Source organism: Maribacter sp. UBA3344 (assembly GCF_002362375.1).
GTDB lineage: Bacteria > Bacteroidota > Bacteroidia > Flavobacteriales > Flavobacteriaceae > Maribacter > Maribacter dokdonensis.
Map to the genome: position 1 here is coordinate 37,708 of NZ_DERI01000005.1, position 12,897 is coordinate 50,604.

Below are 12,897 nucleotides of genomic sequence, written 5' to 3' on the forward strand. Positions count from 1 at the left end.
TTATAATAGTTGGTATTCGTTAATGTTGTTTAATGTAATATAATTATCCTCCAAGAGCTCTTGTATTGCTGCAATGGTTATCTCTTGAGTGGTATTGAGTTTATATTGTAATTCTCGTGAACCTGCATTTTTCTCTTTTAATATTTGGATGATTTTTATTTTGGCGTGAACAATAGGTGTGTTTCCTGTTGACTGACTAACGCAAACATCACATATTCCGCAGGGTTGTTCTTGTTGTTCTCCAAAATAATGTAAGAGCTGTATGCTTCTACACATAGTATCATTTTCAATGTAAGTAAGCATAGCATCAACTTTTGCTATTTTAAGTTGGTTTTGTTCTTCAATATTTTTTGCAAATACATTTATAGTCCTGTCATCATCTCTTGGTACCAAGAAAAACATTTCTAAATCGCTAGATGCGCTTGTGTAATCTATAATCTCATCTTTTGCCAATTGTTCAAAATTTTGATGGATCATTTTTTCTGGTAGAGCTGTTTTTTTGGATAATACATAGGTGTTAATATGTGTGTCAAATTCAAATAACCCACCATAGGTTCTAAGTATAGTTTTTATAAAATCACCCAGTCTGTTGTTCTTATCTATATATCTATAAAGGGTGTCCTTGTCTGTTATAAATTTAATGGTAATTTTTTTTGAAAAGTTTTCAGAAAGTGAAATAACCGAATTTCTGTCCAATAACTGTAAGGTGTTATAAGTAACAAAGGTATTGAGCTTATAAATGCTACAGAATTTATTGAAATTAAGATGAAATTTTGCTTCGGTGAATTCGCCAAATCCAATTTGAAAGAAAGTATTTAGTTTTTTATAGATCAACTTCACCTGGGCAACACTAGGTAGAATTTCAATAAACTGCCTTTTTACCAGAACTTTATCAGTTGTATTGGTCAGTATTATTGCTTTTGAAAACTCCCCATTTCTACCGGCTCTACCAGCCTCTTGAAAGTAATTTTCTAAACTATCGGGAATTTGATAATGTATAACCAATTCTACGTCTGGTTTGTCTATGCCCATACCAAAGGCATTGGTGGCGACCATAATTTTGTACTTGTTCTTAAGCCAAAAATTCAATCGTTCTGTTTTTTTTGCCTGATCTACACCGCCATGGTAAAAAGTAGCACTAAGGTTGTTGTTCACCAGGAACTTAGACAATTCTTCCGCCATTCTTCTACTTCTAACGTAAATTATGGCACTATGCCGTACTTTTTGGCAGTGTTGTTTTAAAAACCCTCTTTTATCTTCGGTAAACTGAACTTCTAGCCCAATATTTTTTCTAAAAAATGAATCCTTTATGATTAAAGGGTAAGTAAGTTCTAATGAACTGATAATATCTTCACTTACTCTTTTTGTAGCCGTTGCGGTCAAAGCTACCATTGGAGGAGTAGGGTGTAATTCCCTTAAAATGGAGCAACTTAAATAGGCGGGTCTAAAATCATGTCCCCATTGTGATATACAGTGAGCTTCATCAATAACATACATAGAAACGTTCATGCCTTTTATACGCTCTTGTACTAATTCTTGTTGTAGGCGTTCCGGTGATAGGTATAGGAATTTGTAATTACCATAAATGCAATTATCCAATAGTTTATCGATCTCGTTGAATTTAAGTCCGCCTTTTAGACCTATGGCTTTAATGCCTGATGATTGAAGATTGTTTACTTGGTTTTCAATTAAAGCGATAAGCGGCGATATTACAATGCAAATGCCTTCTTTTGATAACGCAGGAACCTGAAAACAAATAGATTTTCCACCACCAGTGGGCAGTAGACCTAGTACATCTTGACCATTGATTATGGCATTGATGATTTCTTCTTGAGAGCCCCTAAAACTATCAAAACCCCAGTATTTGGATAAGATTTCTTTTGGGGTATTATTCACTAGCGCCGTTTATATGGTCTATTACAAATTGCAATCTATTTTCAATGGTTCCAAAAGGAACTTCAACAGGTTTGTACCCTAATTGTATGTACGTGTTTTCCAATTGTTCATGAATACCACAAGCTTGCTCAAAATTTTCCATTCTTTCATTATCCTGTACATAGATTTCTTTCCATGGTGGTAGTATTAACACTTCGTCATACCTGTTTTTTGAACATAAATCGGCATAACGTGGCTCAGGAGATTGCCCAAAATAGTTCATATATGCAATAACGTCAGGTAATCCACGATCGTAGAACACGTGTTCCTCATTTATGTTGTTACCGTTCTCAAAATGCTTTAAGCGAGCATTGATCAACTCATCGTTAAAGCTCTTGGCATCTTTAACAAAATCAATAGGGTTGACCAATTGATCTTCTAATGAAACATCGCCCAATGCATCTAAAGTCATGGTTCTTATAACTTCATGAAAACAATGGTAGCCATTATTTTCTAGGGATGATATCAATACAGTTTTTCCAGTCCCAGGTCCTCCTGTGACAACAATTCTTTTGCTTTTCAAACTCTTATATTATAAACGCAAAAGTACATAAACCGCTAGTATTAAAAAACTGGTGTATTAGACTTATCTTTGCTTAAAATATGAGTTATGGACGAAAAGAATCCAGAGGAATTTTATAAAAAATTAAGAGAGCAGCTTACAGAAACTTCTAAATGGCCGTCTAATTATCTTTACAAGTTCATTGTTGAAACCGCTACAGGTAAAATAGACCAGATCGAAGCAATTTTTGATAATATGGGAGCTGTCATCAACTTAAAGAAATCCAAAAATGGAAAATATACCAGTGTTTCTATTACCGTTAATTTAAACGGACCTGATCAGGTTATAGAAAAATATAAAGAAGTTGGTGAAATAGGAGGGGTAATCTCCTTATAAAATAGCATTTCATCTATAATTTTATTAATTTGGCATCGTTATTAGAACACTTCTCAAACACAATAAGCTAAAATTTTCAATTTGCAATTAGTAGAAAACCTAGAATATAATACGGAGCGTCCTCATTTGATCATACCTGAATACGGTCGTCATTTTCAAAAAATGGTAGATCATGCAGTATCCATTGAAGATCGCGAAGAAAGAAATAAAGTAGCCCAGGCAATTATAAGTGTAATGGGAAATCTGCAACCACATTTACGTGATGTGCCAGATTTTCAACATAAACTTTGGGATCAACTTTTTATCATGTCTGATTTTAAATTGGATGTGGACTCACCTTTTCCAATTACTTCAAAAGAGGTATTGAAACAAAGACCCGATGCATTAGAGTATCCACAGAATTTTCCTAAATACAGGTTTTATGGCAACAACATAAAACGAATGATAGATGTAGCTGTAGAGTGGGAGAAAGGTGATAAACGCTCTGGTTTAGAGTATGCAATTGCCAACCATATGAAAAAATGCTATTTAAACTGGAACAAAGACGTTGTTGACGACAAAGCTATATTTAAGCATTTATTTGAGTTGAGTGATGGTCGTATAGACTTGGCTTCAACAGGTGAAAGCTTAACGGATAGTGGTCAGTTTTTGAAGAATAGAGTAGCCAAAAACCCTAGGTCCAGTTCAAATAAAAAAAATCAAAGAAATAATAACCGCGGTAAAAAACGCTATTAATTTCCACTTCTCTAGATGGGGACATTCAAAATTGAAGGAGGGCACCAGTTATCTGGTGAAATAACACCTCAAGGTGCAAAGAACGAAGCACTTCAAATACTTTGCGCTGTACTACTTACAGATGAAAAAGTAACGATCAACAATATACCGGATATCGTTGATGTAAATAAACTCATTGCACTTTTAGAAGATCTAGGTGTAAAAATTCAGAAGAAAGGCAAAGGCTCCTATACATTTAAGGCAGACGATGTTAATTTAGATTATTTACAATCTGATCAGTTCAAGCAAGATGGTAGAGGTTTAAGGGGATCTATTATGTTGGTAGGCCCATTATTGGCGCGTTTTGGAAAAGGATATATTCCTAAACCAGGTGGTGACAAAATTGGACGTAGACGTTTAGATACCCATTTTGAAGGCTTTATTAAGCTTGGTGCAAAATTTCGCTACAACAAGGAGGAATATTTCTATGGTGTTGAAGCAGATAAGCTGAAAGGTACCTATATGTTGTTAGATGAAGCTTCTGTAACCGGAACTGCAAATATTGTAATGGCAGCTGTCTTGGCAGAAGGTCAAACAACTATTTACAATGCAGCATGTGAGCCTTATTTACAGCAACTTTGTAAAATGCTAAATAGAATGGGCGCTAAAATTACAGGCGTTGGTTCCAATCTATTGGTTATTGATGGAGTTGAAAAATTAGGAGGTACAGATCACCGCATGTTGCCCGATATGATCGAAATTGGTAGTTGGATCGGTTTGGCGGCAATGACTAAAAGTGAATTGACCATTAAAGATGTAAGTTGGGATGATTTAGGGCAAATACCTACGGTATTTGGTAAACTAGGTATCACCTTAGAAAGAAAGGGAGATGATATTTACATTCCTGAGCATAAAGATGGCTACGAAATTCAAAATTATATAGATGGATCTATTTTAACCATTGCAGATGCGCCTTGGCCGGGATTAACTCCAGATTTATTGAGTATTATTTTGGTAGTTGCCACACAATCTAGGGGAGAGGTATTGATTCATCAAAAGATGTTTGAAAGCCGTTTGTTCTTTGTAGATAAGTTATTGGATATGGGGGCAAAGGTTATTCTTTGTGATCCACATAGGGCTACTGTTATTGGTCATGATTTTCAATCTACATTAAAGGCGACCACAATGACCTCGCCAGATATTAGAGCAGGTGTTTCTTTGTTAATTGCAGCATTATCCGCTAAAGGAACGTCTACCATTCATAATATTGAACAGATAGATCGTGGTTATGAAAATATAGATGAAAGACTACGCGCTATTGGTGCTAAAATTGTTAGAGTGTAATACTTTAATTATAAAATAAATAAAACTCCATAGTAGATGCTTGTCTATTATGGAGTTTTTTAGTTTTTATACTATTTTTCTATAACTGTCCCATCAGGATATTGAGCAAATCTACCACGATTAACTTCATGGGTATGGTCAGGGTATCTCCATGGCCATCCTCCAAATTGTGTGGTTCTAAATTCATTCATCGCATTTTGTAATTCTTCATCGGTATTCATTACAAACGGACCGTATTTAGCAACAGGTTCTTCAATAGGTTTACCTTGTAGCATAAGTAAATGGGCATCTGCACCAATGGCTTCTATCTTAATTTCTTTAGTGGCATCAACATTTACGCCATGATTTGGCTCTATGGATTCTCCTGCAAGATTTATGGTGTTGCCATCATAAAAATAAATTGTCCTTTGTGTACCTATTTTTGCTTTAGGCAGTGTAAGGGTCCCATTTAATTCAACTGTAATATTCCAAATGGCAACATCATTCTCTGGATCATTTGCCCAAGAGTCAGGTGCTGGATCTGGTGCATTGTTTGCTTTAAATTGCCCGGCAATAACTTTTACGCTGGCGTTTTCTAATTTAACAACAGGAATTTCTTCGTGCCATAACATTTTAAAGTGTGGGTCTACAAATTTACTTTTAGCAGGTAAGTTCAGCCAGATTTGAAATAACTCTAAAGGATTTTCTTTTTGAGTGTGTACCAAGGGAAACATTTCTGAATGCTGAACACCTCTGCCGGCCGTCATCCATTGAACATCACCTTCACCAAAACGCCCAGCGGCACCAAGTGAATCTGAATGATCACAAAATCCTTTATTAACAATGGTAATCGTTTCAAATCCACGATGTGGATGAGCAGGAAAACCTGGCACCGTTGTACCATGATACATTCTATACCCATCCTTTATTTCAAAATCATTCCCTAAAGTTCTTCCTTCTAATGAATCATCTGGTCCTAACTCTCCATTGCCTTTTGGATAATGGTCTAAATGATAAACACAAAATAAGAAGGGATCTTGTGTTTGCCATGGAAAGCCTAGTTTGAAAATGTTTTTAATTTCCATATTTGTTTTAGTTGTCAATTAAACAATCAGTGAACCGCATTGTTGATTTCTACCCAATTGTTCTCTGGGTCTTTTAAATAAATCTGCCTAACACCATCCGCTCTTAAGGTTACTGAATTCTCTGCCCCTGGCCAGTCATAATACGTAATTTGTTTTTTTTCTAAAGAGGCTATTAATTCACCTAATTTTTGGGTAGCTAAACATAGGTGTACACTTTTGCTGTGCTGCATGGCAACACTATCTTTTCCTATTAAATGTAGCTGAGAATTACCTTGTATAACAAACCACTTAAATCCGCTTGGCGCTGATGGATGCGGTATTTCTTTGAGGTTTAAAACGTTTTTGTAAAAATCTCCCACCTTGTCCAAATCTTTAACGATTACAGAATAATGGTCATAATTAAAATCAAACGATTGGGCAGAGACAACTGTACTACATATGGTAAATAGTAGTATGGTTATTTTTTTCATTGTTTTGTTGTTTAAGTTTGGTTCAAGTTACTTAAAAATGAAAGAAGCTATCTGTTAAGATAGCTTCTTTTTTCTTTAGAATTATTGACCGTTTAATGGTGGTGGCCCATCTATCATAGGTTCATAAACTTCATCACCTTTACGTGTTTTGTATTCTTCTTTTACTTTATTCACCAATTTTGGATTTTGAAAGAGGTCTAGCATAGTCATTGCCATTGCCTTAGATGCATGAATCATTCCTTTATGACCAATAGACATGCCGCCACAAGCCACTACGGCCCAGGAATGCCACGGTGTGCCAGTAGGAGCTACTGATACCCCTAAATTTATATTTGGTACGTTCCAACTTACATCACCAACATCTGTAGATCCACCACCTGGATTCTTTTCCGTTTCCTTTAATGGATGTACCGATCCGTCTATTCCCACCTCTGGTTTACCTGTTGCTTTTTGTATTGCCTTACCAAAGGCAGTTTCTTCTTCAGTATAGGTAATAGGACCTAACAATTCCAAATTAGATTGCATAATTTCTCCCCCAGACCGGTTTACCAATGTTTCGTAAATACCCGATACCAAAGAAATCTTATAATCTACATTGGCCATAATAGCGGCACCTTCCGCCATTTCTTTTACACGTTCATAAGTGGGTAACATTTTTGATCTTTTGGGATCTCTAACACGAACCCAAAGCTTGGCATAGTCTGGGACTACGTTAACCACTTGACCTCCATCTTGAATATGATAATGTATTCTAGAAGTTGGTAAAATATGTTCTCTATAATAGTTTATCCCGGTGGTATAAAGCTCTAGGGCATCAGAGGCACTTCTTCCATTCCATGGATCGGCAGAAGCGTGAGCTGTTTGACCGTAAAATTCTACGATAAAATCTATTAGCGAAAGTCCGCTCTGTACGTCTGCCTCTATTTGAGCAGATGGGTGCCAGCTTACATTGACATCTACATCATCCCAAAGTCCGGCCTTTACCATCCAAACTTTTGCAAAATACTTTTCTTCTGCAGGTGTGCCTAAAAATTTAACCGTTCCTTTTATTTTTCCGGCTTCCATCAATTCTTTAATAGCAATTGCCGAACCCAAACTTGCGGTACCAAACATGTTGTGACCACAACCATGCCCAGCCGCACCTTCTTCATAAGGTTCTTTTACGGGTGATGCCTTTTGAGAAATTCCAGGCAAGGCATCAAACTCTCCCAAAATACTGATTACGGGACTTCCTGATCCGTAAGTAGCTGTAAAAGCGGTTGGGATATCTGCAACGCCTCTTGTAACTTTTAGCCCATTTTTTTCAGCATAATCGGCTAAAATTCGTGAAGATTCACTTTCGTCAAAAGCAGTTTCTGCCAATGCCCAAATAGAATCGCTAATTTTAATTAATTCTTCTTTGTGTTTTTCAACAGAAGTGATGATTTGGTTTTTGTCTTTGCTCATTTTCTGGGCAAAAACTGTTGCACTCAAGCAAAAACAGAGCGCCATTAGAATTGTTTTTTTCATTTTTTCAATTAGATTAAGTAGTTGTTTTGATTAGTCCTTTTAAATATACTCAACTTTAACCTAATTTCTTCTGATGATTTTTTGTATTCTGAATAATTATGAAAATCGTAATTATGATACTGCTTCTTTGTAAGTTTCTAAGCAGCGTTCCCTTGCCATTTTGTGATCTACCATTTTTTCTGGATAATCTTCAGTACCATATTCAGGAATCCATTCTTTTATGTATTTTTTGTCCTTATCAAATTTATCTACCTGTGTCATGGGGTTAAATATTCTAAAGTAAGGTGCCGCATCTACACCACTGCCTGCTGCCCACTGCCAATTGCCAATGTTAGAGCTCATCTCATAGTCTAATAATTTTTCCGCAAAATAGGCTTCTCCCCAACGCCAATCTATCAATAAATGCTTACATAGAAAACTAGCAACTAACATTCTTACCCTATTGTGCATGTAACCTGTTTCATTTAACTGCCTCATGCCGGCATCGACCAATAAATATCCTGTCTTGCCTTTTTTCCATTTGTCAAATTCTTTTTCATTATTGCGCCATTCTATTCGGTCATACTTGGCTCTAAAAGCATTGGTGACCGTTTTAGGATAATGGTATAAGATGGACATGAAAAATTCTCTCCAAATTAATTCGCTCCAAAATACTTTGTTTTGTTCGGCTATTGCCTTTTTCATCATTTTACGTATAGATACGGTACCAAAACGTAAATGAGGTCCTAATCTAGATGTTCCTTTATCCTTTGCGGGAAAATTACGAGTGTCTTCGTAATTGTCTATTAAGGTAGTGGTTACATCATAATCTGGGACTTCAATTTTAGATTTTTCAAAACCGATATCTCTTAATGATAAATTTGGTAATCTGGTATTCTTTATCAAATTCGATAGATATTGGCTGGTGTAATGAATGTCTAAATCCCTATCGGCATTAAACTGTTCTTGCCACTTATTTTTATATGGTGTGTAAACAACATAAGGGTCACCGTCACTTTTTACAATTTCAGATTTTTCAAAAATCACCTGATCTTTGAAGGTCTTAAATTCAATTTCATTTTCCTTTAAGAAATCGGAGATTTTCTTATCTCTGTTCTTTGCGTAAGGTTCATAATCCCTATTGGTAAATACGGTTTTCACATTAAAATCTTCAATGATTGTTTTAAAAGCATCAATTGGAGAACTGTGATACATTGCAATAGAGCATTCATATTCTTCTTGTAGGTGCTTACGCATGCGCTGTAGAGTATCATGAATAAAGGATACCCGAGCATCGTTTTCTGGCAATTTGGATAGTATTTCTTTATCGAAAATGAAAATGGGCAATACTTGATGATTACTTTTCAAAGCTTCTAAAAGACCAACATTATCATCTAACCTTAAATCTCTTCTAAACCAAAACAGTGATACTTCTTGTGACATTTAGTGTATGTTTAATGTTGAGAGTCCGCCATCAACTCCAATTATTTGTCCGGTCATCCAAGCGCCTTTTATCACTTAATAAAAATATTGCGGTTTCTGCAATATCCTCTGCATTACCAATTCTGTTTAAAGGGTGGCGCTCGTTCATTAATGCTCTTTTCTTATCATTGTTCAATAGTCTTTTTGCCAAAGGTGTATCTACTAATGATGGGGCAATAACATTCACTCTTATCTTTGGCGCATATTCTGCAGCCAAGGACTTGGCAAATCCCTCAATTGCTCCTTTAGATGCTGCTACACTTGTATGATATGGCATTCCTGTACCAACGGCAATAGTACTGAAAAAAACGATACTAGATTGTTCGTTCATTCTAGAGATAATGTGTTTCATAACTTTTACTAAGGCAAAGAAATTGAGTTCCATGTCATCTTTTATCGTCTCTAAAGACATCATTTTAAAAGGTTTTAAATTGATGCTGCCGGGGCAATATACAAATCCGTCTATTTTTTCTGGTAATGTAGACAAGTCAAGTTCATCTACCGTAACATTGAAAGTGATGTGGGTAATGTTCTTATGTTGCAGGTTTTCGCTTGTTCTTGATGCCACAAATAAATGGTGTGTGTCCTTTAACGTTGCAATTATGGACTGCCCAATGCCGTATGAACCGCCTATCAAAAGTATATTTTTCATTTAAAAAGATTTAAATTCAAGTTGTGTTGGAATATTTTCTATGGAACCGAATAGTTCTTGTAATTTTTGCTCTCGAAAACTGAATATCTCTTGCAGTTGTTTTTTTACCAAAATAGGATGAGCGATCTGACCTAATATCCCTAATGGTAGTTTATAGTCAATGATATCTTCCATTTCTACACCTTCATCAATTTCTTTTATAAAGTGTTTATGATGCCAAAGTGCATAGGGACCAAATCTTTGTTCATCAACAAAATAGCTTCCCTGCGCCACATGCGTAATCTCTGTTACCCATTTTGTGGTAAACCCAGGAATTGGAGAAACTTTATATTGAATTATCTGACCGGGAAACATTTCCCTGTCTGCCCCGGTAAGTATATTGAAACCCATATGTTTTGGGGTAATAACTTTTAAGTTTGCAGGGTCTGATAAAAATTGCCAAGCTTCATGCCTTGAAATAGGTAAAGCCTGTTTAGAATGTAGCTGATATAATTTCATATCTTATTTTGAAAATAAAACAAATATTATTTTGTTTAAATAATTGTAAAAATAGTTAAACAATTTAATAATAACATTTTTATCGGTTCAAAAATTAACTTTATCGATTAAAATAAATTTAGGTTGCTTAAAAACAGCAGATTATCATTATTCTATCTTATTTTGCATCAATGAAAATCTTAAATCTTCTATTGTTTGTCACTTTCACTATCATTTGCAACGCTATTGGTAATGCACAGCAAAACGTTCAAACCGTGGGTGAACTGCCAAGTGATGTTTTTGAAACTTCTGGTCTAATTCATTACAACGGAAATCTAATTACCCATAATGATTCTGGTAATGAACCAATTTTGTATGAATTGGATACCTTGTCTTTAACCATTCAAAGAAGAGTAACCGTCAATAACGTAACCAATATTGATTGGGAGGCAATTTCTCAAGATGAGGATTATATCTATATAGGTGATTTTGGCAACAATGTTGGTACAAGAACAGATTTGGCAGTGTATAGAATTTCCAAAGATGAATATACTAGCTCAAATACTGTAACGGCCGAGATAATTAATTTCTCTTATGAGAACCAACAAAACTTTGAAAATAATGGCAACAGTGATTGGGATGCAGAAGCGTTTATAGTGCTTGAAGATAATATACTAGTTTTTACAAAGCAGTGGCAAAGTCTAGGGTCAGAGGCTTATCAATTTTCCAAATTACCTGGAAATCATGTAGCCATTAGCGTGGGAGCCATTGAGAATATTGGTTTGGTAACCGATGCTACCCATGATATTGAAGCTAATAGATTAGTATTGATTGGTTATTCATCAATTTTAAGCCCTTTTGTTGGTTTGGTAGAAGATTTAAAAATTGATATGCCTTTTGAAGGATTTACCCAGGAATCTCTTGGACTTAATTTTGTGCAGGCGGAAGGGATAACACAAACAACTTCTGGTAGCTATTTTTTCTCTTCTGAATACTATTCTAGACAAACACCCACTATTGAATCTCCATCAAGGTTATTCTCATTTCAAATACCATTAGTTGATTCTGAAGAACCTGAGGAACCGGAAACTCCCGATGAACCAGAGAATCCAAATGAGCCGGATAATCCAGATCTGCCAGATGACAATGACGGAGATGTAGAGGATGAAAAATTGATTATTTACAAGGACCATTCTTCTGATCATTATTATTATTCTATTTCTACCGATAAAAATGTTTACGGGAAAGTAATTTATGATGTTACCGGTAAAGAGGTTTGGCAGAATTCTGAAAATGTAGAAAAAAAAGGTATCATTATCCAGCATTTAGAATCTTCAATATATTACATGGCTATTTTTTTAGAAGACAGTATTGTTTCTACTCCCTTTGCTGTTTATTAAACTATAGGGTATACTATTTAAGTATTTGTTAACATTTCTACCCTTTCTTTATAGCTAGTTTTGTGATTATAACTAATCACACAAAAAATCATGAACAAAGTAGTACTTTTTTTATTGGCAATTGTTGCCTCTTTAACTGTTGAGGCTCAAATAAATACTCCTGCACCTAGTCCTGCAGCGAAATTAATTCAGACTGTTGGACTAACAGAAGTAAGCATTGATTATTCAAGACCATCTATGAGAGGTAGAAAGGTATATGGTAATTTGGTGCCTTTTGACAAATTATGGCGTACAGGTGCAAATGCATACACCAAAGTTTCTTTTGATACCGATGTTACTATTGGAGGTAAAGAGGTTAAAGCGGGCACATATTCAATTTTTACAAAGCCAGGAGCTTCTAATTGGGAAGTTTATATTTATACTGATATTGTTGGTGGTGGAACACCTAGTAAATGGGAGGAGAGTAAAATTGCTGCACAATTAACAACACCTGTATATAATATTGAAATGCCGGTTGAAACTTTTACCATCACCGTTGATGATGTTACCAGTAACGGTGCTAGTATTGGAATAATCTGGGAGAATACCTATGTAGCCATACCTTTTACGGTTCCTACCGATGCTGCCGTTATGAGTAGTATTGATAAAGCCTTGAACGGACCAACTGCTGAGGATTACTATGCTGCCGCTGTTTACTATTCAAGCGAAGGAAAGGATGTTAAAAAAGCAAAAGAATGGATGGACAAAGCTATGTCCATGACAGAGAAACCTGCATTTTGGCAACTAAGACAACAGTCTTTAATTTTGGCTAAGGCAGGAGATAAGAAAGGGGCTATTGAGGCTGCAAAAAAATCTTTGGAGGGTGCAACCGCAGCCGGAAACAATGATTACATTAAAATGAACAATGATTCTATAAAAGAGTGGAGTTCTAAGTAATTACTACAATGTCTAAAATGTAAAAAGTCCGTGTTTA

General features: G+C 35.5%; 12 protein-coding genes and 1 pseudogene. 5 read left to right on the forward strand and 8 right to left on the reverse strand.

All coding sequences use genetic code 11. The features are described from left to right. Together B2Z27_RS02250 and B2Z27_RS02255 are read right to left on the reverse strand one after the other, a co-directional pair. A complete protein-coding gene (locus B2Z27_RS02250; protein ID WP_286812403.1) occupies positions 1-1,896 on the reverse strand; it encodes a RecQ family ATP-dependent DNA helicase in 1,896 nt (631 codons plus the stop codon). Next, positions 1,889-2,458, reverse strand: a complete 570-nt coding sequence (locus B2Z27_RS02255) for an ATP-binding protein (RefSeq protein ID WP_286812404.1) — start codon at positions 2,456-2,458, stop codon at positions 1,889-1,891. The genes B2Z27_RS02250 and B2Z27_RS02255 overlap by 8 nt, the downstream gene beginning before the upstream one ends. Before the next feature lie 87 nt (positions 2,459-2,545). On the opposite strand from B2Z27_RS02255, the gene B2Z27_RS02260 reads away from it, so the two are divergent. From B2Z27_RS02260 to murA, 3 genes are all read left to right on the forward strand, one after another. Further along, positions 2,546-2,833 carry a DUF493 family protein gene (locus B2Z27_RS02260; protein WP_058102546.1) on the forward strand — a complete coding sequence of 96 codons (288 nt, stop codon included), beginning with the start codon at positions 2,546-2,548 and terminating at the stop codon, positions 2,831-2,833. Positions 2,834-2,914: 81 nt separating this feature from the next. Continuing rightward, the gene (locus B2Z27_RS02265) at positions 2,915-3,568 is read left to right on the forward strand and encodes a DUF4290 domain-containing protein (protein ID WP_058102547.1); all 654 of its coding nucleotides are present in this window, start codon (positions 2,915-2,917) and stop codon (positions 3,566-3,568) included. Positions 3,569-3,583: 15 nt separating this feature from the next. Beyond that, a complete protein-coding gene (murA, locus tag B2Z27_RS02270) occupies positions 3,584-4,891 on the forward strand; it encodes a UDP-N-acetylglucosamine 1-carboxyvinyltransferase (protein WP_058102548.1) in 1,308 nt (435 codons plus the stop codon). A 71-nt stretch (positions 4,892-4,962) separates the two neighbouring features. Here murA and B2Z27_RS02275 read toward each other — a convergent pair whose 3' ends face one another. From B2Z27_RS02275 to B2Z27_RS02300, 6 genes and pseudogenes are all read right to left on the reverse strand, one after another. Continuing rightward, complete coding sequence (locus B2Z27_RS02275) at positions 4,963-5,955, reverse strand: pirin family protein (protein WP_286812405.1); 993 nt, start codon at positions 5,953-5,955, stop codon at positions 4,963-4,965. Positions 5,956-5,981: 26 nt separating this feature from the next. Next, positions 5,982-6,425, reverse strand: coding sequence for a VOC family protein (locus B2Z27_RS02280; protein ID WP_286812406.1), 444 nt, complete (start codon positions 6,423-6,425; stop codon positions 5,982-5,984). A gap of 81 nt (positions 6,426-6,506) precedes the next feature. Then, the gene (locus B2Z27_RS02285; protein WP_071342064.1) at positions 6,507-7,934 is read right to left on the reverse strand and encodes an amidohydrolase; all 1,428 of its coding nucleotides are present in this window, start codon (positions 7,932-7,934) and stop codon (positions 6,507-6,509) included. A gap of 111 nt (positions 7,935-8,045) precedes the next feature. Continuing rightward, a complete protein-coding gene (locus tag B2Z27_RS02290; protein ID WP_286812407.1) occupies positions 8,046-9,356 on the reverse strand; it encodes a cryptochrome/photolyase family protein in 1,311 nt (436 codons plus the stop codon). Continuing rightward, positions 9,357-10,047 (reverse strand): annotated as a pseudogene (locus B2Z27_RS02295) (SDR family NAD(P)-dependent oxidoreductase). Then, positions 10,048-10,545 carry an SRPBCC family protein gene (locus B2Z27_RS02300; protein ID WP_286812409.1) on the reverse strand — a complete coding sequence of 166 codons (498 nt, stop codon included), beginning with the start codon at positions 10,543-10,545 and terminating at the stop codon, positions 10,048-10,050. Between the two features lie 170 nt (positions 10,546-10,715). Here B2Z27_RS02300 and B2Z27_RS02305 point away from each other — a divergent pair, with 170 nt between their 5' ends. Together B2Z27_RS02305 and B2Z27_RS02310 are read left to right on the forward strand one after the other, a co-directional pair. Continuing rightward, the gene (locus B2Z27_RS02305) at positions 10,716-11,924 is read left to right on the forward strand and encodes a hypothetical protein (RefSeq protein WP_286812410.1); all 1,209 of its coding nucleotides are present in this window, start codon (positions 10,716-10,718) and stop codon (positions 11,922-11,924) included. 90 nt (positions 11,925-12,014) lie between these two features. Further along, on the forward strand, positions 12,015-12,860 hold the full coding sequence (locus tag B2Z27_RS02310) for a DUF2911 domain-containing protein (RefSeq protein ID WP_071342069.1): 846 nt from the start codon (positions 12,015-12,017) through the stop codon (positions 12,858-12,860). Positions 12,861-12,897: the final 37 nt, after the last annotated feature.

Coding starts and splice junctions, on each gene's coding strand:
- B2Z27_RS02260 (WP_058102546.1), top strand. CDS start 2,546: ATGGACGAAAAGAATCCAGAGGAATTTTATAAAAAATTAAGAGAGCAG.
- murA (WP_058102548.1), top strand. CDS start 3,584: ATGGGGACATTCAAAATTGAAGGAGGGCACCAGTTATCTGGTGAAATA.
- B2Z27_RS02275 (WP_286812405.1), bottom strand. CDS start 5,955: ATGGAAATTAAAAACATTTTCAAACTAGGCTTTCCATGGCAAACACAA.
- B2Z27_RS02280 (WP_286812406.1), bottom strand. CDS start 6,425: ATGAAAAAAATAACCATACTACTATTTACCATATGTAGTACAGTTGTC.
- B2Z27_RS02285 (WP_071342064.1), bottom strand. CDS start 7,934: ATGAAAAAAACAATTCTAATGGCGCTCTGTTTTTGCTTGAGTGCAACA.
- B2Z27_RS02290 (WP_286812407.1), bottom strand. CDS start 9,356: ATGTCACAAGAAGTATCACTGTTTTGGTTTAGAAGAGATTTAAGGTTA.
- B2Z27_RS02300 (WP_286812409.1), bottom strand. CDS start 10,545: ATGAAATTATATCAGCTACATTCTAAACAGGCTTTACCTATTTCAAGG.
- B2Z27_RS02305 (WP_286812410.1), top strand. CDS start 10,716: ATGAAAATCTTAAATCTTCTATTGTTTGTCACTTTCACTATCATTTGC.
- B2Z27_RS02310 (WP_071342069.1), top strand. CDS start 12,015: ATGAACAAAGTAGTACTTTTTTTATTGGCAATTGTTGCCTCTTTAACT.